The sequence below is a fragment of the Actinoplanes sp. DH11 genome (genome assembly GCF_020873875.1).
Classification (GTDB): domain Bacteria; phylum Actinomycetota; class Actinomycetes; order Mycobacteriales; family Micromonosporaceae; genus Actinoplanes.
On sequence record NZ_JAHWGU010000003.1, the window covers coordinates 1 to 20,397 of the forward strand.

22 protein-coding genes are annotated in these 20,397 nt (G+C 70.2%); 10 read left to right on the forward strand and 12 right to left on the reverse strand.

What is annotated here, in order from left to right; translation table 11 throughout:
• Nucleotides 1-199: 199 nt before the first annotated feature.
• Nucleotides 200-835 carry a hypothetical protein gene (locus LPA41_RS05075; protein WP_229068749.1) on the reverse strand — a complete coding sequence of 212 codons (636 nt, stop codon included), beginning with the start codon at nucleotides 833-835 and terminating at the stop codon, nucleotides 200-202.
• 199 nt (nucleotides 836-1,034) lie between these two features.
• Between LPA41_RS05075 and LPA41_RS05080 the strand changes: the two genes are divergently transcribed.
• The 4 genes from LPA41_RS05080 to LPA41_RS05095 all read left to right on the forward strand — a co-directional run bounded on the left by LPA41_RS05080 (nucleotide 1,035) and on the right by LPA41_RS05095 (nucleotide 2,805).
• Entirely contained in the window at nucleotides 1,035-1,295 is a 261-nt protein-coding gene (locus LPA41_RS05080; RefSeq protein WP_229068750.1) for a hypothetical protein, read from the forward strand.
• A gap of 129 nt (nucleotides 1,296-1,424) precedes the next feature.
• On the forward strand, nucleotides 1,425-1,784 hold the full coding sequence (locus LPA41_RS05085; RefSeq protein ID WP_229068751.1) for a DUF6578 domain-containing protein: 360 nt from the start codon (nucleotides 1,425-1,427) through the stop codon (nucleotides 1,782-1,784).
• 120 nt (nucleotides 1,785-1,904) lie between these two features.
• Nucleotides 1,905-2,219, forward strand: a complete 315-nt coding sequence (locus tag LPA41_RS05090; protein WP_229068752.1) for a hypothetical protein — start codon at nucleotides 1,905-1,907, stop codon at nucleotides 2,217-2,219.
• 34 nt (nucleotides 2,220-2,253) lie between these two features.
• On the forward strand, nucleotides 2,254-2,805 hold the full coding sequence (locus LPA41_RS05095; RefSeq protein WP_229068753.1) for a DUF4241 domain-containing protein: 552 nt from the start codon (nucleotides 2,254-2,256) through the stop codon (nucleotides 2,803-2,805).
• Nucleotides 2,806-3,014: 209 nt separating this feature from the next.
• Here the strand turns inward: LPA41_RS05095 and LPA41_RS05100 are convergent, their stop codons facing one another.
• Nucleotides 3,015-3,767 carry a hypothetical protein gene (locus LPA41_RS05100; RefSeq protein WP_229068754.1) on the reverse strand — a complete coding sequence of 251 codons (753 nt, stop codon included), beginning with the start codon at nucleotides 3,765-3,767 and terminating at the stop codon, nucleotides 3,015-3,017.
• A gap of 928 nt (nucleotides 3,768-4,695) precedes the next feature.
• Nucleotides 4,696-5,583, reverse strand: coding sequence for a phosphatase PAP2 family protein (locus LPA41_RS05105; RefSeq protein ID WP_229069126.1), 888 nt, complete (start codon nucleotides 5,581-5,583; stop codon nucleotides 4,696-4,698).
• A 669-nt stretch (nucleotides 5,584-6,252) separates the two neighbouring features.
• On the opposite strand from LPA41_RS05105, the gene LPA41_RS05110 reads away from it, so the two are divergent.
• Complete coding sequence (locus LPA41_RS05110; RefSeq protein ID WP_229068755.1) at nucleotides 6,253-7,134, forward strand: hypothetical protein; 882 nt, start codon at nucleotides 6,253-6,255, stop codon at nucleotides 7,132-7,134.
• Nucleotides 7,135-7,928: 794 nt separating this feature from the next.
• Here LPA41_RS05110 and LPA41_RS05115 read toward each other — a convergent pair.
• A complete protein-coding gene (locus tag LPA41_RS05115; protein ID WP_229068756.1) occupies nucleotides 7,929-8,570 on the reverse strand; it encodes a response regulator transcription factor in 642 nt (213 codons plus the stop codon).
• Nucleotides 8,558-9,892, reverse strand: a complete 1,335-nt coding sequence (locus LPA41_RS05120; protein ID WP_229068757.1) for a histidine kinase — start codon at nucleotides 9,890-9,892, stop codon at nucleotides 8,558-8,560. The genes LPA41_RS05115 and LPA41_RS05120 overlap by 13 nt, the downstream gene beginning before the upstream one ends.
• Before the next feature lie 170 nt (nucleotides 9,893-10,062).
• On the opposite strand from LPA41_RS05120, the gene LPA41_RS05125 reads away from it, so the two are divergent.
• Nucleotides 10,063-11,310, forward strand: a complete 1,248-nt coding sequence (locus LPA41_RS05125; RefSeq protein WP_229068758.1) for a hydrolase — start codon at nucleotides 10,063-10,065, stop codon at nucleotides 11,308-11,310.
• 143 nt (nucleotides 11,311-11,453) lie between these two features.
• Nucleotides 11,454-11,648: a hypothetical protein gene (locus LPA41_RS05130; protein WP_229068759.1), complete on the forward strand. Its 195-nt coding sequence runs from the start codon at nucleotides 11,454-11,456 to the stop codon at nucleotides 11,646-11,648.
• 48 nt (nucleotides 11,649-11,696) lie between these two features.
• Here LPA41_RS05130 and LPA41_RS05135 read toward each other — a convergent pair whose 3' ends face one another.
• The 5 genes from LPA41_RS05135 to LPA41_RS41730 form a co-directional block, all read right to left on the reverse strand.
• The gene (locus tag LPA41_RS05135) at nucleotides 11,697-12,062 is read right to left on the reverse strand and encodes a hypothetical protein (RefSeq protein ID WP_229068760.1); all 366 of its coding nucleotides are present in this window, start codon (nucleotides 12,060-12,062) and stop codon (nucleotides 11,697-11,699) included.
• 135 nt (nucleotides 12,063-12,197) lie between these two features.
• Nucleotides 12,198-12,845 (reverse strand): response regulator transcription factor, encoded by a 648-nt coding sequence (locus LPA41_RS05140; protein WP_229068761.1) that lies wholly within the window; start codon nucleotides 12,843-12,845, stop codon nucleotides 12,198-12,200.
• Nucleotides 12,842-14,818 (reverse strand): sensor histidine kinase, encoded by a 1,977-nt coding sequence (locus tag LPA41_RS05145; RefSeq protein WP_229068762.1) that lies wholly within the window; start codon nucleotides 14,816-14,818, stop codon nucleotides 12,842-12,844. The genes LPA41_RS05140 and LPA41_RS05145 overlap by 4 nt, the downstream gene beginning before the upstream one ends.
• A 13-nt stretch (nucleotides 14,819-14,831) precedes the next feature.
• The gene (locus LPA41_RS05150) at nucleotides 14,832-15,320 is read right to left on the reverse strand and encodes a hypothetical protein (protein WP_229068763.1); all 489 of its coding nucleotides are present in this window, start codon (nucleotides 15,318-15,320) and stop codon (nucleotides 14,832-14,834) included.
• A gap of 136 nt (nucleotides 15,321-15,456) precedes the next feature.
• Nucleotides 15,457-15,585, reverse strand: a complete 129-nt coding sequence (locus tag LPA41_RS41730; RefSeq protein WP_255689276.1) for a hypothetical protein — start codon at nucleotides 15,583-15,585, stop codon at nucleotides 15,457-15,459.
• 58 nt (nucleotides 15,586-15,643) lie between these two features.
• Between LPA41_RS41730 and LPA41_RS05155 the strand changes: the two genes are divergently transcribed.
• The 3 genes from LPA41_RS05155 to LPA41_RS05165 all read left to right on the forward strand — a co-directional run bounded on the left by LPA41_RS05155 (nucleotide 15,644) and on the right by LPA41_RS05165 (nucleotide 18,478).
• Nucleotides 15,644-16,906: a vanadium-dependent haloperoxidase gene (locus LPA41_RS05155; RefSeq protein WP_229068764.1), complete on the forward strand. Its 1,263-nt coding sequence runs from the start codon at nucleotides 15,644-15,646 to the stop codon at nucleotides 16,904-16,906.
• Nucleotides 16,907-16,973: 67 nt separating this feature from the next.
• Nucleotides 16,974-17,519, forward strand: a complete 546-nt coding sequence (locus tag LPA41_RS05160) for a DoxX family membrane protein (protein ID WP_229068765.1) — start codon at nucleotides 16,974-16,976, stop codon at nucleotides 17,517-17,519.
• A 596-nt stretch (nucleotides 17,520-18,115) separates the two neighbouring features.
• Nucleotides 18,116-18,478, forward strand: coding sequence for a hypothetical protein (locus LPA41_RS05165; RefSeq protein WP_229068766.1), 363 nt, complete (start codon nucleotides 18,116-18,118; stop codon nucleotides 18,476-18,478).
• Between the two features lie 35 nt (nucleotides 18,479-18,513).
• On the opposite strand, the gene LPA41_RS05170 is transcribed toward LPA41_RS05165, so the two are convergent.
• The gene (locus LPA41_RS05170) at nucleotides 18,514-18,858 is read right to left on the reverse strand and encodes an STAS domain-containing protein (protein WP_229068767.1); all 345 of its coding nucleotides are present in this window, start codon (nucleotides 18,856-18,858) and stop codon (nucleotides 18,514-18,516) included.
• Nucleotides 18,855-20,120 carry a PP2C family protein-serine/threonine phosphatase gene (locus LPA41_RS05175; RefSeq protein ID WP_229068768.1) on the reverse strand — a complete coding sequence of 422 codons (1,266 nt, stop codon included), beginning with the start codon at nucleotides 20,118-20,120 and terminating at the stop codon, nucleotides 18,855-18,857. Before LPA41_RS05175 ends, LPA41_RS05170 begins: the two co-directional genes overlap by 4 nt.
• Between the last annotated feature and the right edge of the window lie 277 nt (nucleotides 20,121-20,397).

The following is a 20,397-nucleotide window of genomic DNA, read 5'->3' on the forward strand; positions in this document are numbered from 1 at the left end:
CCTCGGCCCGATGCAGCCGACGGATCTCAGCCCAGTCCTCCACCTTCAACACCCCTTCCAAGATCAAGGAGGAAGGGGGTCAACTTTCCCGGATCCCTACGGGGTCACTCTTCAGGAAGCGGCGACAGGAGGGTCAGGCTCGGTCAGGTGCCGGCCGACGCACGGTCGTGCCGAAAGTAGTTCGTCGCCGGCTGTGGCATTACGCCACCCACCACCAGCCGTCGCCTACCTCGCGTCGCGGGTACCCCTGATCGCCGTCGGCGGTGTTGACGACCGACTTTTCGGTAGGCGGGTCGGCGAAATACGCGAGTCCTGTGCCCGACTCGTGTCGCCGGTTCTGCCATAGCTGCACGAACAACTCGGTCTGACTGGCGTACGCGAATCCGGACGGGCACAGGGATCGCAGGTCGGACGGCAGGGTGAGCCCGTCGTTCAAGCGGCCGGCCCGGTAGTCCTGGGCCAGTTCGGCGAGCGCGGCCCGGTGCAGCCGATATCGATAGTCAACGGGGTAGACCTGTGAATCCTGCCGCGAGACGACGACAAAGGCGGCAGCGGCCAGGCACAAGCTCACCACGGCGACTCCCCATGAACGGCGTACGCAGGCGATCAAGATCGCCGCAGTCGAGACGAGTACAGCGAACACCACAGCTAACAACGAGATCCACCAGCCGACGAACGAACCGACGAGCACGGGCGTCTCAGCGAGCCACCAGGCGGGAATGAGCAGCAGCCAACCGGCACAACTCAGAACGGCCTGCAGCAAGCCGCGCCCGCTCCATGCTGCCGTCGCGGACGGCTCGGTCGGCTGATCGACCGGATCCCACTGGAACTCCATGGCGACGATCTTGCACCGCCGTCGCAACCCACGGGAGGCCACACACGAAACCTCCACACGATCTCCCTGCCGCAGTCAGAAAGTGCGATCGAGCGACCTGACGGCCGGCCCGTGAGCGAGCACTTCTGCCGCGGATCGTGCCCACCGCCGCCGGCCGGCCAGTGACTGCTCGTAGGGTTGGGCCGGGATGATGCTGTCCATGAGCAACGAGCGTCTCAGCTTCTTCGTCGTGGCCGTCCAGGCGGTTCGTGACGGCTGGCGGCTGGAAGGCGAGCCCGGCTATGACAGCCGACATTGGGCGCGGCCCGGTGACGTATTTGACCATGTACTTCGCGAAGATGGCTCCGACGAGCTTGAGGTCAACCTCGTCGTAGTCGAGCCGTCCAGCCTGCACGCGGTCGTCGCCGGCGTGGGTGGCAATCAGCTTAAATCGGGTGACCTTCTGTCCGGCGAGCGTTGATCAGTCGCGCAGGCTGTGACGGCGCCCATCGTTTGACATTCGCTCCTGCGGCGATCTGGGGTTCAATGCTGGGCCGCCGAAGTCGTCGGCCGCGTCTGGCAGGCTTGTGCTGTGCAGCTTTGCGTATGGATGGCCAGCTGGCAGATGGAATGCTGCGGCACGTCCTTCCCAGCGGGCGCCAAGGTGTCGTGGCGGTTGCGGCATCCGGAATCCGCCGAGTTGGCGTGGCTCGACACCGTACTCCAAGGCGGCGTCGCCGCGACCGTCGATGCGATTGAAGACCATCACGGCGATCCGCACGCTCCGCTGGTGGAGGGAACCGTGATCTCGATCGCCACGTTGCATTGCCGCTTCGAGCCCGAGCCGGTTGCCGGATCCGGGCTCGTGACATCCGTCGTCTCGGCTGAGAGGTGGAATGACGACCTGGAAGAGCGAAATTTCGCCGGCTTCCTTATCCGCATACGCGCCCTGCACCCGGCCACGCGTTAGGACGAGTTTCAACGTCCTCTTCTGCCGCTGAGAATGCGCGCTCGTCCGGTCGCGGATGGGCACGCTGTGTGAAGGACGGGTTTGGATTGCGGCACTCGGCGACCTCGCTACAGTCCTGGGATGAACGACGCTGCAGCGCGAGCCGCGCGGATTCTGTTCTTGACGGAGTCGGCGCGAGCGATGCGCGCCGCCGGCGCTGACGCTGACGACATAGCCAGGGAACTGCTCCGGCGCACTGATTCGCCGATCTTCGCGATCAAGGCCATTTCCGACGGCACCGGCCTTGGTCTGGCTGATGCCAAGCGGGTTGTGCACCGCAACCTGGCATCCGAGACCCGCAAGGCCGCGGAGACGTTATGGGCGGATCTGCTCGACGCCCTTGAGCAGATCCGCGAGAGTCCCAGCGAGCCGGTACCAGGCCGCCCGGATTCGTGAGGTGCGGCTTGACAGGGTCAGGAGCATGGCTCGCATGAGTCTTGACTGGGACAGGTTCCTGGCCGGTGCTGTGGTCACTCCCGCTGCGCGGCTGATTCTGCCGAGCGGCCGGCTCATCGCTGCTGAACCAGGCACCGGCTTTCCTGCTGGTGAGGCCGCACGGTGGGCGTTCTCCGAGACTGTGGCACCCGGTGCCTATCCCGTTGAGATCCTGCACCGCGACGGCTTGATGATCGCGGCTCGGGTGGTCGTGCATCCCCAAGCGGTTGCCGGCTGGCGACCGGCCCAGCGCAACGGGGAGCCGTACGTGTACCCGGTCGACGGCGGCGCCGGGTCGTTCGGTTCGCCGGAGGTGTTCGAGGCCTTGACGGATGACGAGGCTCGGGAGGACCTGATCGCCGACCTGTCGTTCGACAGCGACGAGGCTTACGGCGTCTACACCGACCCGGCGAGCGGCGCGAACCTCGTCGCCTTCCGGCTTGGTGCGGACGGACGGTATCTGACCTGGGCCGGCTGTACCGCTGACAATGACGTCGCCTGTTTCCTCACCGACTTCGGAGACCTGGAGCACCGGGCGCGGTACTGAACTGCTGACATATGTGCCAACAGTGGTGCGACGGCCGCCTGAATCCGCCCCACGACGATGCCCAGTGCCGCGTACCCGAGAAGGCGCCGGACCACTGCGGCCGCTCCACGAGGAACACTACGAAGGCCAGCGTCAGGAAGACGCCGATGGCTCGCCGGTCGCGGGTGCTCCGGCGGGCGTCGTCGCGGGACCGCCTCGCGCGGGGCCGCCTACAGGCCCGCTTTCGTGAGCGCGGCCAGCAGGGACGGCTTCAGGCGATGCTGCTGTTTCACCGAGGCCACGTAGTCGGCGAACCCTGTGCTGCCGGCCCGTTCGTGCAACTCCCGCAGCGCGGACATCAGCCGGGCTGCCTCCGCGTACGCCTTCTTGTTCTTGCCCTCGATCTCCTGCTCGACCTGGGCCGCGTACACCGGGATGACGTCCGCCGGATGCGTCGCCGCCCGGTCCTGGGCGAGGCGCCACAGGATGCCGTGGCCGCACCGGTAGCGGACACCTGCCGCCCAGGCGGCGTCCGCGTCGCCGGCTGCCAGCAGCACCTCGACCAGCGGGTCCGCCTGATAGCCGCCCCGCGCGGCCCGCTCGTGCAGGTGGGCGTCGGCGCGTTCCGCGGTCCCGGCGAGGGTGCCGGCCCGCTCGGCGGCGTCGAGCAGTTCCCGGTGCCGTCGCGGGCTCGGTGAGCTGGTGAACAGCCGCCACCGGATGCCGGCCGCCTCGTCGTGCGATCCGGTCTCGGTCAGCAGGGTGGCCAGCAGGTCGTCGATGCGCTGGTTCGGATGGGCGGCTTCGGTCAGGCCGCGCCGCAGCCACGTGATGGCCTCGTCGCGCCGGCCGGCGGTGCGCAGCGCGTCCCCGATCTGCCAGTAGCGGTAGGCCGTCGGCAGGTCCTCGGCGTACAGCGCGACGAGCGCGTCGGTGTCGTGCGAGATCGTTTTGTGGAAGTCCTCGAGCAGGATCCGGACCATGGGTTCGCCGGGCCGTTCGGCGAGCAGCCGCCGGTAGACCGCGAGCCCGTCGGCGCCGAGCGCCTCGGCGAAGTCGGCAATCGGGACGTCCGGCCAGCCGGGCCCACTTCGGCGGCTTTGCGCGCGTAGTCGAAGCTGCGCCCGTACGGCAGGAAGCCGCGCGCCCGCAGCCCGGCGACCGAGCGGCGCAGCTGGGCGATGTCGGGCTCGCCGGCGGTGGCCGCTTTCAACGACAGCCGCCGGTGCAGCGCGGGATCGTCGGCGGCGAGCTCCAGCACCAGGTCCACCAGGCTCTGCTGGTCCACCGAGGTCAGGTAGGCCCGCAGGTCGACGGCGGGTGCGGGTCGGCGCCGCCGGGCCGGCTGGGCAGCGAGCAGCGACAACCCGACGGCGACGCAGTGTTCGCAGAAGTTGCCGTCCCGGCCGTACGGGCAACCGCACTCACCGCGCAGCCCGTGATCGTCGACGAGCCGCACCAGGTGGGACTCGGTGCCCTCGACGGACGCGACGACGCCGTCGGGGAATTCGTCGACGGTGCTGACCGCGTCGACGTACTCGGTGCCCCGCTCGTAGGAGGTGGGCCCGGCCACCCGGCGCAAATCCTTGTCGCTGAACCACGTCATGGAATCGATTTCACCAGTCCGGCCGTGTGGCGGCGTCCTCGGGTGGCGGCTCCCGGAAGCGACGGCCGGAAACCCTGCCTATGCTGCTTGATCGAGCGTGGCCGATATCAGTCCTGCCGCTGTCTCCTGACGCCGAGGAGTTGCCGATGCCCCCCACGTGACGCTCTACGCGCTCGAAGACGATCTCGCCGGCAAGGAACCGTCCCGGTCCGGGCTCGGTGGAAAGGTCATCGGCGACGGCAGCGCTCACGACTGAGTGCCACCCAGCTATGCCATGGCACGTCGAGCGTGGGTCTTCGGGATTTCTACCGCACTGGATCAGGGTGCTGGCGGGTCCACCACCGTTCCCCGATTCCGCCGATCAGGAAGACGAAGCCGACGTACGCCCAGCCGACCAGCACGTCGATCACCCAGTGCTCGGCCGTGTAGACCAGCGTGAAGGTCATCGACAGCGGGTACATGAGCAGCAGTGGCCACCACCGCCGGCGTACTGCGGGCAGGAAGAAGACGACCGCCATGAAGGCGAACGCGGTGTGCAGCGACGGCATCGCGGCGACATCGTTCGCCGTCTCCACCTGCAACGCGTTCAGGGTGTTGCCGGCGCCCTCCAGGCCGATCGCCTTCCAGCCGTTGGTGGAGATGCGGGTCGCCTCGACGAGGCCGCGGTACTGGTCCGCCCACCACGGCGGCGCCGCCGGGTAGGCGAAGTAGGTGATGAGGCCGAAGACGCTGAGCAGGAACCACCGTCGCATGAACCGGGCCCACCGCGGCCGCGACCGCATCCACAGCACCACGGCGATCGTCGGCAGGGTCAGGAAGTGCGAGAAGTAGACGATCGAGACGACCACCTCCCACCACTGCACCACGTTCGGCTGCCAGAGGTGCTGCTGCAGCCATTCGGTGGGGGTGAGCCCGCCGGTGAACCAGCCGAACGCCCAACGGTCGAACGCGATGAGCTCGGTGACGTGCGGTTCGGCCAGTCCGTCGGCCCAGGCCCGAGACATGTTGTAGACGGCCAGCAGCAGGCAGATCGGCAGCCAGTCGCGCGGGAACCGCAGGTGCGTTCGCCACGGTTCGTCGTTACGCCACGCGATGGTGGCCAGCCACAGCCAGCCGAACGCGATCAGCGGGTCGCTGGTCGGCACGCCGACGAACTGGATCCCGACAACGAACAGCGCCGTCCAGACCAGCATCCCGATGATCCGGCGACGCCGGCGGTTCGGTGTCGCGACGGTCTCGGGGTGCTCGGGGGGAGCGTCCAGCGTCGTCACGGCGACCAAGGGTAGTGGTCGATGTGACGCCGGACGACCCTTCGTCACAGCCGGTCGTATCGAAAACGGGGCCCTCCGAGTGCGCGGATCCGGCGAGATGAGTACGTCGGGTCCCGTACCGCTGAGAGGCGTGCCACCGAGGCTCACCAACGGTAGGCGAGGCTACGGACCGGTTGCAGAAGTAAAACGCCGAGCAGGCGCAGGGGTTCGTTGACGCTCCCCGCGGCGACGAGAAGACCACACGTCACGTCGATCCGCTGTCATGTTCCCGGAAGCGGAGCGACGATTCGGCGTGCGGCCGGCATCTATGATCGCCGCATGCGACGACCCCTTCGCAGCGCTGTTCCCGGATCGGCGCCCGCTGCTCCGGACGGCCCCGCGCCGGCTGCCGCCTCGGCCCCCGCGCCGGCTGCCGCCTCGGCCCCCGCGCCGGCTGCCGCCTCGGCCCCCGCGCCGGCGCCGGCCGCAGTCGGCGAGGTGGTGGAGACAGAGTCTGCCGGGCCGTGGACTCCGCCGGTTCTGCCTGAGTCGGCCAGGAACTATGTGCCGCCGCAGGAGAGGAACAAAGCTGCCCGCGAGCCTGGCGCTGTAGTGAACGGCATCGCGCGCGGGGTGGCAGGCGTGGTCACTATTGCTGTCGGTGTCGGGGTCGCGGTGTTTCTCCATGACCTTGCGGACGCGGGTGAGCCGTGGGCGTCCTGGCGCGATGCTTTGCGCTCCAGCGGGTACGTCATTGTGCCGATGACCTTGACCTGGCTACTGCTGGGCGCTGTTCTCCAGACCCCGGTGGCCATCCGCCGCAGGGCGGGACTGCGGGCCGGTTGGATCGTCGTCGGTGGCCTGTTCGCGTATCACATGGTTGTTGGTCTTTTCGCCGTCAAGCTGGCTGCCATCGCACCGCTGCCGTCACCGGGCGTCAGCGGGAGTGATCCCGGCTACTTGTACGGCGTGTTCTTAGGCTGTGTTCTGGTCGGGCCGGCTCTTCTCTCCGCTTTCGGGGGGTGGTTCCTCGAGCCTCTTCCGCCGTCGCGGCCGGGGTTGCTGGACAACCGGCCTGAGGACGTCGACGACCGGACCGACCCGGTGCGGCTCAACCTTTTCATCATCATGGTGGCGAGCTGGGCGCCCGGGTGGTGCTTCCTGTCCTACATCTTCTTCCACATCGCTGACCGGTACGAGCTGCCGCTGCTCCCGTCCGACGGTATGCCCATCCTGGCAGTGGGCACAGCCGTCGCCGTCCCCTCACTCGTGATCGTCGTCGTCATCCGGCTGTTCCTGGCCGACATGCCGGTGAAGCGGGCGTTTCCGCGCCTCCTGCTCCTCGGGGCGGTGGTGGCGCTGCTCATCGCGGCGGCACTGGCCCAGCTCACCCGATTCCTGCCCGCCGGCTACGTCATCTTGGTGTCCATTCTGCTGCCAATGGCCTACGTCTATGTCGTCCATCATCTGTACCGTGCCGCCCCCGGCGAGTAGGGAGTCGACTACGGGGCAGCCGCCCGTCCCGCTCTGCGCGCGCCCCAGGAGTACGGCACCGAGCGTGCCGGTCAGCGTCCCGTCGCCGGTGAGCCGGCCGCGGAGGTGCGCCGGCACGCGCGAGGGGCTGCTGATCCGGATCTTGGCCAGGCCGGACCGGAAGAGCCACAGATGGGCTCCCCTGTCCCAGATCCACTTGAGGCGCCGGTCGCCGAGTCTGTTCCTGAGCTCGGCCAACTATTCGTCGTCGACCGTGATGGTGAACGCTTCCGCAGACCGCCCCAACCGCATGGTGGGAGACTATGCCGGGCCCGAGGCGGCTCAGCACTCACCCGGTCTCGACACGCACTCTCATGCCGCATATAACGTGCACGCTGAGTGGGGCACGCAGGGTGTTCGGTTCCGCCGGCCGCCCTCGTCAGTCCTCCCGCCCGTTGGTTCGGCTGCTGCTCCGTGCGAGGTCGCGGCGCCGCGGCGGGCTCGGGCGGCGCTGGACGGGACGTGTGCGCCGGCCCGGCGTACGCGTTGCGCAGTTGGGCCCGGACCTCCAGCGGCAGGTCCGTGTACGGCTGGACCGGTTGCCGGGGAAGTTTGTCGAAGATGAACTGCTGAGCGTCGGCCGGAGCGCGAGCGTCCCGGAGACGATCAGCGAGACGACGGAGATGGCGATGGAGATGAGGGTTATCGCTGTCCTGGCGTCCGCGCATCCAACGTAATCAATCAGCGCCGGGCTCCGTGAAAGCATCTCTCGTACACCGGTGGGATGCGGTGCGGTGGCGGGAGCTCGGTGCCGATCAGCTACCCAGGAACTTCAGGACGGCGAGAACGCGGCGGTGGTCGGTGTCGGTGGGCGGAAGGTCGAGTTTGGTGAGGATGCTGCTGATGTATTTCTCGACCGCGCTGTGACTGACCCGCAGCGCGTCGACGATGCCGTTGTTGGAACGGCCCTCGGCCATCAGCCGCAGCACCTCCTGTTCGCGCGGGGTTAGGCGGTCGATGGGGTTGTCACGGTGACGGACAAGTAGCTGGGCGACGACCTCGGGGTCGAGCACGGTACCGCCGGCGGCGACCCGGCGCAGGGCGTCGAGGAAGTCGGAAACGTGGGCGACGCGGTCCTTGAGGAGGTATCCGACGCCGCTGGTCCGAATGGACAGCAGGTCGGTGGCGTAGCGCTCCTCGACATACTGGGACAGGACGAGGACGGCGACACCGGGGTACTGGTGGCGTATGACGAGGGCGGCGCGGATCCCCTCGTCGGTGTGGGTGGGTGGCATCCGTACGTCGATGAGGGCCACGTCGGGACGATGCTCGCCGACCGCGCGGAGAAGCTGCTCGGCGTCGCCCACGGCGTCGACGACGTCGAAACCGCCGTCGGCGAGCAGTTTGGTCAGGCCCGCCCGGAGCAGGATCGAGTCCTCGGCGATCACGATTCGCACGGCAGCTCCACGGTGATGGTCGTCGGGCCGCCGGAGGGGCTGTGCAGGGCGAACGTGCCGTCGACCGAGGCGGCACGCTGGGCGAGCCCGCGCAGGCCGGTGCCGTCACCGTTCACCGTACGGCCGAGGGTGGCACCGCCCTGGCCGTCGTCGGTGACCACCACGCGGAGCCGGCCGGTGGCGTGTTCGACGGTGACTTCGGCGTGGTGGGCGTGAGCGTGTTTGGCGATGTTGGTGAGGGCTTCGGAGACGACGAAGTAGGCGATCGCCTCGATGACCGGCGAGCAACGCGACGGCACGGCCACGGTCAGCCGCACCGGTAGCGGCGCGCGGGCCACGATGCCGGACAGGGCCGCGTCGAGACCCCGGTCGTTGAGCACGGCCGGGTGCAGGCCGCGGACGAACTCCCGGAGCTCGGCGAGGGCCTCGGTGGCCTCGTCATGGGCGGCCGCGATGGCGCGCCGGGCGGGTTCGGGCGTGTCGGTGAGGTTGGCGCGGGCCATGCCCAGGTTCATCGCGAGGGAGACCAGCCGTTGCTGGGCACCGTCGTGCAGGTCGCGTTCGATCCGGCGGCGTTCGGCGTCGGTGGCGGCCACGATGTCGGCCCGGCTCCGGGCCAGCGACTCCACCCGTACGGACAATGCCTCACTGCGGCTCGGGCCGAGCAGGGCCCGGGCCGCGGCCGTGTCGACGCGGGCCACGCCCCGGGCCACCCACGGCGCGGCGAGCAGCGCCGCCGGCACCAGCACGTTCAGCCCACTGCTGGCCGACGGCAGCCGCTCGTTGTCCCAGACTCCCGTGAGCTGCAGGGCGAGGACCACGCCCATCCCGATCCCGGCCAGCCAGAAGGCCGCCGTCACGGCGGCCCCGACCGTGCCGATGAACAGTGCCAGCACGTGGTAGGCGATCTGTCGCCACAGGGCGGACGTGCCCAGCTCACCGAGCAACCGGCGGGGCAGGGTGCCGTCCCGGCGCGGCAGCGGCGGAATCGTGACGCCGAGCAGCGACCGGAAGCGCCTGCGGTGCAGCGCGGTCAGACCCGGCACGGCCACCAGCAGCGGCAGGGGGAGGACCACGGCCAGCACCACGAGAGCGGTGGTCGACGCCCAGTCGCTGCCGGGGGCGTAGAGCAGGCTCCACCCCGCGCTGTAGCCGACACCGACCGGCAGGCCACAGGTCAGCGCGAAGCTGACCACGCCGGCCGGCAGCCCCACGAGCGCATGGGCGGTGGCACGCCAGCTGCGCGGCGACCACAGGGCGCCAAGCGCCGTGGTGAGCGCTCTGCCGCGCAGTCGGGGAACGGCCGCTTCTGTCGAGATCACGTGATCACGGTAGACACCCCGCGGCAGGCCGGCCATGAGGCAACCCTTCCGCCCGGGGTGCGGAAAACCCCACCCCGAACCGGCTGCCCGCCCCACCGACAACGCGCCCGGATCCCGGCAGCGTGATCACCGACCCCGGCAGCCGCGAACGAAGGAAAAAGGACCCCACCATGACCGACAACTCCCCGGCCACCGTACGGCCATCACGACGTCGCCGCTGGCTGCTGGCCGCCGCCGCGCTGACCTCCGGCCTCGGACTGATGGCCGCCGCCGCACCCGTCGCCGCGCTGTCCCAGCCCGCGACACCGCCGCCCGCCGGCCCCGACAGCTTCACGCTCCCGGCGCCGACCGGCTCCGGACGCCTCGGCACCGTCTCGCTGCACCTGATCGACTCCGCGCGCACCGACCCGTGGGTCCCGTCCCACCCGACCCGCGAGATCATGGCCCAGATCTGGTACCCGGCACAGAACAGCCGCGGCTACCCGGCGGCGCCGTGGCTGTCACCGGGTGCGGTACCCCACTTCACCGAGGTCTTCGGCCTGCCCGCCGACATGGTGCGCGCAACGAACACGCACGGCCGGGCGGGCGCACCGGTGGACCGGAAGACCGGCGGCCACCCGGTCGTGCTCTACTCGCCCGGCCTCGGCGGTGACCGCGGCACCAGCACCGCCCTGGTCGAGGAACTGGTCAGTCACGGCTACATCGTCGTCACCATCGACCACACCCACGACGCCTCCGAGGTCGAGTTCCCCGGCGGGCGGGTCGAAGTCTCCACCATTCCGCAGGAGATCGACGACCAGGTCATCGCCCAGGCCGCCGCGGTCCGCGCGGCCGACACCCGGTTCGTCCTCGACCAGCTGGCCGCCATCAACGCCGGCCGCAATCCGGACGCCGGGAATCGCCGGCTCCCCGCCGGGCTGCGGGGCGCGTTCGATCTGCATCGCATCGGCATGTTCGGCCACTCCCTCGGTGGCAGCACCGCCGCCGCCACGATGCACGACGACCCGCGCGTCAAGGCCGGCGTCAACCTGGACGGCACCCTCGTCGGTGCCGGCGCCACCGCGGGCTCCGGCCGTCCGTTCCTGCTGGTGAGCAGCGACCACGGCACCGATGCCGAAGATCCCACCTGGAACACGTTCTGGGCGAACCAGCGGGGCTGGAAACGTCAGCTGAAGCTGAGCGGCGCGGTCCACGGATCCTTCAACGACGGTCAGGTCTTCTACCCGCAGGCTGCGCCGATCCTGGGCCTCACCCCCGAGCAGGTGGCCGAACTGACCGGCACCCTGGACCCGCACAGGTCGGTCACGGTCCAGCGCACCTACCTCCGGGCGTTCTTCGATCAGCACCTGCGTCACCGGGACGGCCGGCTGCTTCGTGCCCCGCACCCGCGGTTCCCCGAAATGGAGTTCGTCCGGTAGGTAACGACCCGTGCGGTGGCAGTTCGTCCGGCAGCGACCCGTGCGGACCCCGCAGGGGACCATGGGAATCGAAGAGTCACCGCCCACGCCACGGGTTTGCTGCTGGCCGGGCTCACGCCAAGAACGGCCGGGAACGGTACGGGGTGAGCGCCGACACCCCACAACGGTACGAGGCCTGCCTGTCGGAGGCCGCCGACCTCACGATCCCGGCGGCGGCCCGCGCGGCCCGGGCGAATCTCGACGTCGCGTTCGTCCACCCGTACGACGACGGCAACGCCCGCCTGGCCGGCGTGGTCCTGTCAAGGATCCAGTCAGCGAGCAAACCTCGTGTCGAATGACCTGCAGGATCAGCCGGCCCGGCCGACCGTCATGATCGAGCCCAGACGTCAGGAGGCTTCGCTCAGCCGGCGAACCGCCTCGATGACGGCCTTCCGACCGGCTTCCACGTTCCGGAAGCCCACCGAGTCGACCTCGTGCGCCAGGACCCGCCGCAACACGAACAGGACCGCCGGCAGCTCACCCTGTCCGATGCTGGTCAATTCTTCGACGACGCCGCGGCGCACCGCGGTCACACAGGCATCGATCAGATCCTGGTCGCGGCTGCCTGTCCGCTGCGGGTCGTGGGCGTCGACGAACGCGAACTGCTCGGCCGGCTCGAGGTCGGCGGAGATCTGGGCGAACCCGCCACAGTTGGTCTGCGTGCCGGCTCGGACGGTGATGTCGCGTACCGGCCGGTCGAAGGCGACGGTCATCCACGCACGATAGACGCGGCCGACCCGCACGACCACGGGGCTCTTGTCGGCGGCGTACGCGACGGCTTCTCGCAGCCCACGCTTCCGGCGATCGCCGCGGTCCGGATCATGACCGAATACTGGCCGTATCGGCGCTCAGTCGGTCAGGCCGGCGTCGCGGGCCAGCAGGGCCGCCTGCACCCGATCGGACACCCCCAGCTTCGTGAAGATCGGCGTCAACTGGTTGCGTACCGTCTTCTCCGACAGCCCCAGCCGCCGCGCGATCCGCGCATTGCTGTCACCGGCCGCCAGCCGCGTCAGGATGTCGCGTTCCCGCGTGGTGAGCTGGTCGAACGGGGCAGGCAGGCGGCCGGGGTCGTGCCGCAGCGAGGCCAGCATCGCGGCGCCGACGGCGGGGCCCAGCACGATCCCGCCGGCCGCCACGGTGCGCAGGGCGTCGATCACGGCGTCCGGGTCGGTCGCTTTCAGGACGTAGCCCCGGGCACCGGCCCGCAGCGCCCGGGTCACCAGATGCTGGTCCTCCGCCATGGTCAGGATCACGACGGCGACCTCGGCGCGGGCCTGCAGGATCCGGCGGGTCGCCTCGATGCCGTCGCCGTCGGGCAGGCTGATGTCCATGGCCACGACGTGCACCTGCCGGGTGACGGCCTGCCGGACCGCCTCGTCGACCCCGGCCGCCTCCACCACCTCGGCGACCCAGGGTTCGTCTTCGAGCATGGTGCGCAGGCCCCGGCGTACGACCGGGTGATCGTCCACGATGAGCACCCGCAGGCCGTCGCTCACGGGGCCACCGGGACGGCCATCGGGACCAGCGGCAGGGTGGCTGTGACGGCGGTCCCGCCGGGCGGCGACGCGGTGATCGTGCACCGGCCGCCCAGCTCGGCGGCCCGCTCGCGCAGGGAGGCCAGGCCCACGCCGGGCCGGGTGGGCCGGTCCATCCCGACGCCGTCGTCGGTGATCCGCACGGTCAGCGCCGCGGCCGACCGTTCGACGGCCACGTCGCAGACGCACGCCTCCGCGTGCCGGACCACGTTGGTCAGCGCCTCGGCCACGGTGCGGTAGACGACCACCTCGACGGCGGCCGGCAGCGTCTCCAGATCCCCGCTCAGGTGCAGCCGCACGGACAGGTCCGCGCCGTCGAAGCGCCGGCACTCGGCACGCAGCGCGGATTCCAGGCCGTTGTCCAGCGCCGGCGGGCGCAGCTGGTCGACGAGTTCGCGCACCTCGGCGGTGCAGGACTTCAGATCGCCGGCGAGGGAGGTGAGGATCTGCCGGACCCGGGACTGATCGGGTACGAGTTTCTGCGCGGCCCGTACCTGCATCGACATGCCCGCGAGACTTGGCCCCAACCCGTCGTGCAGGTCCCGCCGCAGCTTGCGCCGCTCCTCCTCCCGGGCGCGCACCAGCCGCAGCCGGGAATGCTGGAGGTCGCGGACCAGTTTCGTCGCCTCGGCCGCCACGGCCGCGTGCACCGCGACCCCTTGCAGCAGGCGGCATTCGCGGCGGCTGAAGCGGCCGCCCGGGCTGCGGGTGGCGACCAGCAGCCGGCCGACCTGCTGCCCGTGGGCGACCATGTCGAAGGATTCCACCGCGGTGGACGGCGTGCCGTGTTCGGCGTGCCGGCGAGAGTACCCGTCCTCGGCGAGCTCGACCGCGACGTACGGGACCTGCAACGACCGGGCCACGGTGCTGGTCAGCAACGGCAGCACGGCACGCGGCTCGATGGTGCGCCCCAGCAGGTCGCCGAGTTGCGCGACGACCTTGTACGGGGTGTCGCGGTCCCCGTACAGCAGCCGGTTCACCACGATCTGCACCCGGCGGCGCAGCGGCTCGAACGCCACGGCTATCACTCCGGTCGCCGCCAGCGACGCGTGCGCGTCGGTCCGTGCCACGAACATCTGCCGGACCGTGGCGACGATCAGCACGTAGCCGGCCACCACGAGCAGGCTCATGATCGACCAGACGAGGGCGCGGCTGACGATCGTGTCGAGGTTGTAGAGGTGGTAGCGCAGCACCGCGACCGTCATCGCGATCGGGACCGTCATCGCGGCGACCGCCCAGGCGCCGGACACGCCGGCCGTGCTCAACCCGAAGCCGATCACCATCAGCACGCCCGCGGGCAGCAGGCACATCAGCTGATGACGGGTCTCGTCGTCGGCGCGGCGCCAGCGTGCCGCCAGCGACCACAGGACGCCGAGGAGCCCGGCGGTCGCCGTGAGGAAGCTGAGGCCGGCGATGCGCAGCGGCAGTCCGGCCGCCTCCGGCACCGGGGTGTCGATCTCGGTGAGCAGCGTGCGGGGGGCGTGGAGCGCCGCCGTGGCGAAGCCGGCGGTGGCGAGCCCACCGGCCAGGGCGATCACCGCCGCCAGTGGCCGCCACCGCGGCGACGGCAGCCTGCCGTCGGGAAAGTACAGCAGGGCCAGGAAGATCAGCGGAAACGGCGGCCACCACGACCATTGGCTCAGCCACGCCGCCGGCAGCGCGGTCGACCAGCTCGCGCCCAGCAGGGCGACGCAGGCGGCCAGGCCGGCCAGGATCATCAGCCGGCCGACGACGTGTCCGCCCACCCCGACGAGCACCAGCGCGCCCATCAGGGTGAACGAGAGGGCGATGGGCGCGGTCAGCAGCGCCTCGTCGGCGGCGGGGCGGCCGGCGCCGGTCACCTGGCCGGCGACGACTAGCGCGATGCCGGCGACGACGGCGGTGGCGGTCAGCGCCCCGCGAACCGACCTGAGCGAGCGGAGATGTTCGCGCATGGCGGGTCGCGCGCTACCAGCAGCGGGCGTGCGCGAGACAGTTGTGGATGGCGCCGCGATCGTGGCGCCCGGGCCGCCCGATACCGGGCTGACCGGTGTCGGCGAACGGTGGTTGTTCCAGTAACCGGTACCGGTCGGCGAACGACGCGTCGGCGAGTTTCTCGAGCATGGCAGCCGCCGTGTCCAGGCTGGTCCGGTCGGCGGCGTGCACGCCGGTCACGAGGATGTCCTCGATGCGGCGCCTGCTGTTGGCGATGACCCCGTCGAGGCGTGCCTGCAGGACGTCCTCCGGCACCTGCGAGGTGGTCCGGAGCATCTCGGTGACCCGCCCTTCGGTGTCGAAGCGCGGTGTCAGCCGGTAGCCGTCCCGATCGAAGTACTCCCGCACCTCGCCGGGGTTGGCGACGAGGCCGGCGCGCAGGGCGGTGACCGAGGAGTAGAAGTGGACGGTCACGCCCGGGATGTCGATGCCGATGAAGTCGGTGGCGATTGATTGGCTCATGTCAACCTCCGCATGTGAAGCCGTCTGGCCTGCGGTATGCGGTGCCGTGTGCAACGGCCGAAGCGTAGGCCACGGTGCCGTGGCGTCGAAGCGTTGTGCGGCGATCCGACACCAGGCCGAACTCTGCTGGTGACGTTCATCGTCCCGTGCCCGGTGTCCCGTCGAGCAGGACATCCGCCCCACCCGGCCGGGACAGCCGCCCGGGCAGCCCGGCCGTTGCGGTGAGCGCGGCCGGGCGGACCACCCGGGTTCCCGGGACATCCACCTCTGCACCCGGGGACGTGCCCGGCCACAGAGTCGAAGCATCAGCCCGAGGAGGACAGATGAACGCCGTGCTCGACTGGAACGAGACCTTCCTGCAAGCCGTCCGGGTGCGTGGCGGCGCACCGGGACCGATCGCCCGCGCGGGCGCCATCCTGCACATCGCCGTCCACGACGCGATCATGGCGATCACCCCGACGCACGCACCGTACCTGGCCGGTCTGGACGCGGCCGGGACGGAGAACAAGGAGGCGGCGGTGCACCGGGCCGCGCACCGGGTGCTGAGCGCGCTCTTCCCGGAGCAGTCCGCGACGTTCGACGCCCAGCTGGCGCAGCGTGAAGGCGCGCTGCCGGCGCCGGGCGCGAAGCGCCGGGCCGTGCTCGCCGGCCGGCGCATCGGTACCAGCGCCGCGCTGGCGATCCTGGCCGACCGCAGCGCCGACCGGCACGACGACGCGACCCCGTACCGGCCGGGCACGGCGCCGGGAGCGTGGCGCCCGGCGAACCCGGCGATCGAGCCGGTGACCCCGAACTGGGGCCGGGTGCGGCCGTTCTCGCTGCGGGGCGGGCCGCTGGAGAGCTGGCTGGCCACGTTCCGGCCGCCGCTGCCGGCCGGCGCGGCCGACGTGGCGTCGCTGCTGACTTCGCAGGAGTACGCGGCGCAGGTCAACGAGGTGAAGGAGCTGGGCCGCTTCGACTCGGTCACCCGTACCGCCGAGCAGACCGAGATCGCGCACTTCTGGGCCAACGACCTCGACGGCACCTACAAGCCGCCGGGCCAGCTGTTCACCATGAGCCGGGTGCTGGCCACCGACGAAGGCCTGGACCTGGCCGCGACCGCGCGCCTGTTCGCGCTCGTCGCGATCGTGATGGCCGATGCGGCAGTGGTGGCCTGGGACGCGAAGTACGCCACCGAACTGGACCTGTGGCGTCCCGACACGGCCATCCGCCTCGCCGCCCTGGTGGACAACCCCGGTGTGGCCGCCGACCCGCTCTGGCAGCCGCTGTCCATCGACTACGGGGGCGCGCGGTTCTCGCCGCCGTTCCCCGCGTACGTCTCCGGGCACGCCACGTTCGGCGCGGCACACGCCCGGATGATGGCGAACTACTTCGGCACCGACGACAAGACGTTCGAGCTGTCCACCGACGACCCGTTCGCCGCCGGCGTGAAACGCGGGTTCACCACGTTCTCCGGCGCCGGCAAGGAGAACGGCCGCAGCCGCATCTACCTGGGCGTCCACTACTCCTGGGACGCCGACGAGGCGCAGCCGGTGGCGTACCGGCTCGCCGACCACGTCTTCGCCACCCTGCTCACCGAATCCTGACCGTCATCCGGGCCGCGGCCGACACGGAACGGGGGCGGCCGCGGCCCCTTCTCGAAGGAGACCCACCATGCGCTCGTTGATGAACCGTGCCGTACTGATCGAGGACACCGCCGTCCGCTTCGCCCAGCGCCACGGGCTGCTGCTGTTACGGCTCAGCCTCGGCGTCGTCTTCGTCTGGTTCGCGATACCCAAACTCAAACCGGGGTTGAGCCCGGTCGACACGCTGGCCCAGGACACGATCGGCGCGCTCACCTTCGGCGTGCTCACCGGCCAGCCGGCGACGTCGCTGCTGGCGGTGCTGGAGTTCTCGATCGGTGTCGGCCTGCTGCTGGGCCTGCTGCTGCGCACGACGCTGGTGGCGCTGCTGCTCCAGATGGCCGGCACGCTGACACCACTGATCCTCTTCCCGCAACTGACGTGGAAGGCACCGGGCGTGCTCACGCTGGAGGGCCAGTTCATCGTCAAGAACCTGGTCCTGATCGCGGCGGGCGTCGCGATCGCGGGCACCCTCGCGCGGCGCCGGCCGGCGCGCAACCGGCCGTACCCGGTGGGCCTGAAACGCAGCCCGGACGAGCAGCACCGGCACGCCGGCGCACCGAACTCCCTCGTCTGAGCAGACGCGGACGGCGTCGTGGCTGCCATCCCGGCCGCGCCGCCGGCTTCGCGCGAAAGGCCCTGTCCCGGGCCGATCGCCCTGATCTGCCGGAGATCAGGGTGTCGCTCAGCAGGCGCCGAAGTAGTTCTTGGTCCCCGGCCCCGATCAGATCGATGAGGCCATCGACGCGCTCGCGCAGATCGAGGCGCTCCACTGGTGGGGCAGCGAGACGATCCGGTAGCAGGTGCCGAGTCGGGCGCGCCGCAGCACGGCCATCAGCCGGGCTGCGGATCTGGGCGCTGGGTCGCCGATCGGCTACCGCACCCGCCAGCCGTCGTGGACGGGTCTGACGCCGGTGCCGTGCGGCAACGTCCCACAGCAGTTCGGTGACCCGCTGTAGCTGGGTGTGGTTCCACACCTCCCGCGCTTTGTCCCGTACGGACGGTGGCGGCGAGAGTGATCGGCGCTTACCAGCACTTGTGGCAGCGAGCGCGGCAGGCGGCTGCGCAGGCGCCCGTATGGTGCGAGCGAGCGGGCGGGCCGGTTGTCGTTCGCCGGGACCTAACGGCTGGTGGTTGTGATGGCGTAGCTAGGTGACTTGGAGCGTGGTGGCCATGCGTAAAGTGAGCGATATGCCCGACACCGGCGGTGCCGCCGAAGTTCATGGCGAGCGGCTGTCCGGCGCGGTGGAGCTGGATCGGTCCATCGCCGGCGTGGATCCCTTCCCCGTGCGTTTCCCGGTGGTGGCACTGATCGCCTCGGCCGGCGGAATCGATGCCTTGTCGGATCACGTCGTCGTCGGCGCCGGTGACCATCTGTGCGGTGCCCTCGATAGGAAGCTGGTGACAGCCTGCCGACACGGTGGTGGCGACCGGGCCGGGCAGATCTTCGGACAAGACCGGACTGTTGAACCGGGTTCCCACACCGCTCACCCGGCCGAACTGGGATTTCCGACGGTTGAATCGCCGGCGACCTGACCGGCATGCCAGGCAGCCCGGTCGCAAGATCAAGACTAGGTGAGGGCGTTGTCGGTGGTGTCGTAGAGGTCGAGGACCTGGTCCAGGTGGAGCAGATGGAATGACTGCAGGACGAACGGTTTGAGGGCGGCCAGGCGGATCCATCCGTGCTGTTCACGTGCGCCCTGCGCCAGATCGATGAAGGTGCCCATACCGGTGGAGTCGCAGAACGTCAGGCCGGCCATGTCGAACACCAAGTGGGCTCGGCCGCGGTCCCACAGCGCGCTGGCCTGGGCGCGGACAAGTTCCTCTGTGCGGATGTCGAGTTCTCCGACGATATTGATCACGGTGACGTCCGCGGTGACGTCGGCGCTGGTGACTGTCAGTCCCGACCGGTTCATGACCGTTCTTCGCTTTCGTCCGGAGGTGTGGGGAATGGTGGCCCTACTGAGGTGCGCTGTGCGGCGGCGGCCGACCATTCGACCAGGACCATCGCGGCGTCGTCGCTCGGTGGTCCGCCGCGGTGCTCGGCGACGGCGAGGGATAGTCGGCGTAGCGTTTCCGGCGCCGGCAGGCGGGCCTTTTCGCATTCAGTGGCGAGTTGGGTCAGCCGGGCGGCGCCGAACAGACTGCCATCGGTAGCGCGGGCCTCGATGACGCCGTCGGTGTGCAGCAGCATCCGGTCACCGGGCTGCAGTTGCTTCTCGCCGACGCGGATGTCGGAGGTGGAACGTAGGCCCAGAGGGACGCGGGCGCCGCCGGTCACGACGCCGAGCAGGTCGGCGTCGCGCAGGATCACGGGCAGCGGGTTGCCGGCGTTGATGTAGCGCACGTGGCCGGTTTCCAGGTCGAACTGGGCCAGCAGGCCGGTGACGAACCGGGCCCGGCCGGTGGGCCCGAACTGCTCGACGAGGTTCTCGTCGGCGGCGCGTGCCTGCTCGAGCAGGTCACCGCCGGCGCGGCGGGTGGCCCGGATTGCCGACAGCGCCACCGAGCAGGCCACCGCAGCGGTCAAGCCGCGGCCCATCGCGTCGAGCAGCACCAGCCAGGCGGTGTCGCCGTCGACGGCGTAGTCGTAGCCGTCGCCGCCGATGTCGTAGCACGGCTCGATGATCGCGGTCAGCGCCAGCCGTTCGTGGCTGGAGGTCAGCGGCGGCAGCATCTGCCACATCAGCTCGGCCGCGACCGTCATCGGCTGGGCCCGTCGGGTTCCTGGCAGGATGTCGCCGGCGAACATCTTGGAGTGCACCAGGTGCGCGGCCAGGCCGGCGACCAGCTCACATCGCTGCTGCCATCCGCTGTCTCGCGGGTCGGCATTGCCGGGCAGAGCGAACCGGATCACGCCGAAGCGTTCGGTGCCGTCGAGCAGCGGCACCCACAAGCGCCTCGGGTGCTGCGGGTCCGGTTCCGGCTGCACCAGCATGTAGGAGCGGCCCGGCACGGATTCGTCAACCGGGATCGACGACGGCGCGTGCTGGCCCGGCACCGGCAGTACGTTGAGCAGTACCTGCTCGTGATCAATCAGATACATCGTGGCGCCCATGCCGAGCCGCGACAGCGCTGAGTCCACCTTCGGCGCCACCTCGTCGGCCTGCATCAGATGCGACGACGCCGTCATGTCGCCCAGCACCTGCAGCAGCCGCAGGTCGACGTGCTGATCCATTGCCGCAACATACGTGCTCAGCGCCGGGGTCCGACGCGTTATCCGGTCGGTTCAATGCCAGTGATTTCGCTGGTGGAACGGCAGGGAGCTGGAAGAGTTTCGTTCGCGTCACCATCGCTGGTGTTGTCATTGCTGGTCGAGGCGCCCCAGGCAGCAACCACGGCCTACCGCGCGGAGCGTCGGCGGCGACTACCGGCGTGGATCACCAGTACTGCCGTCAGTTAGCACTCCGCCATCTCCGCCGGCCCGCACCCAGCGCGCGGGTGCGAATATTCCG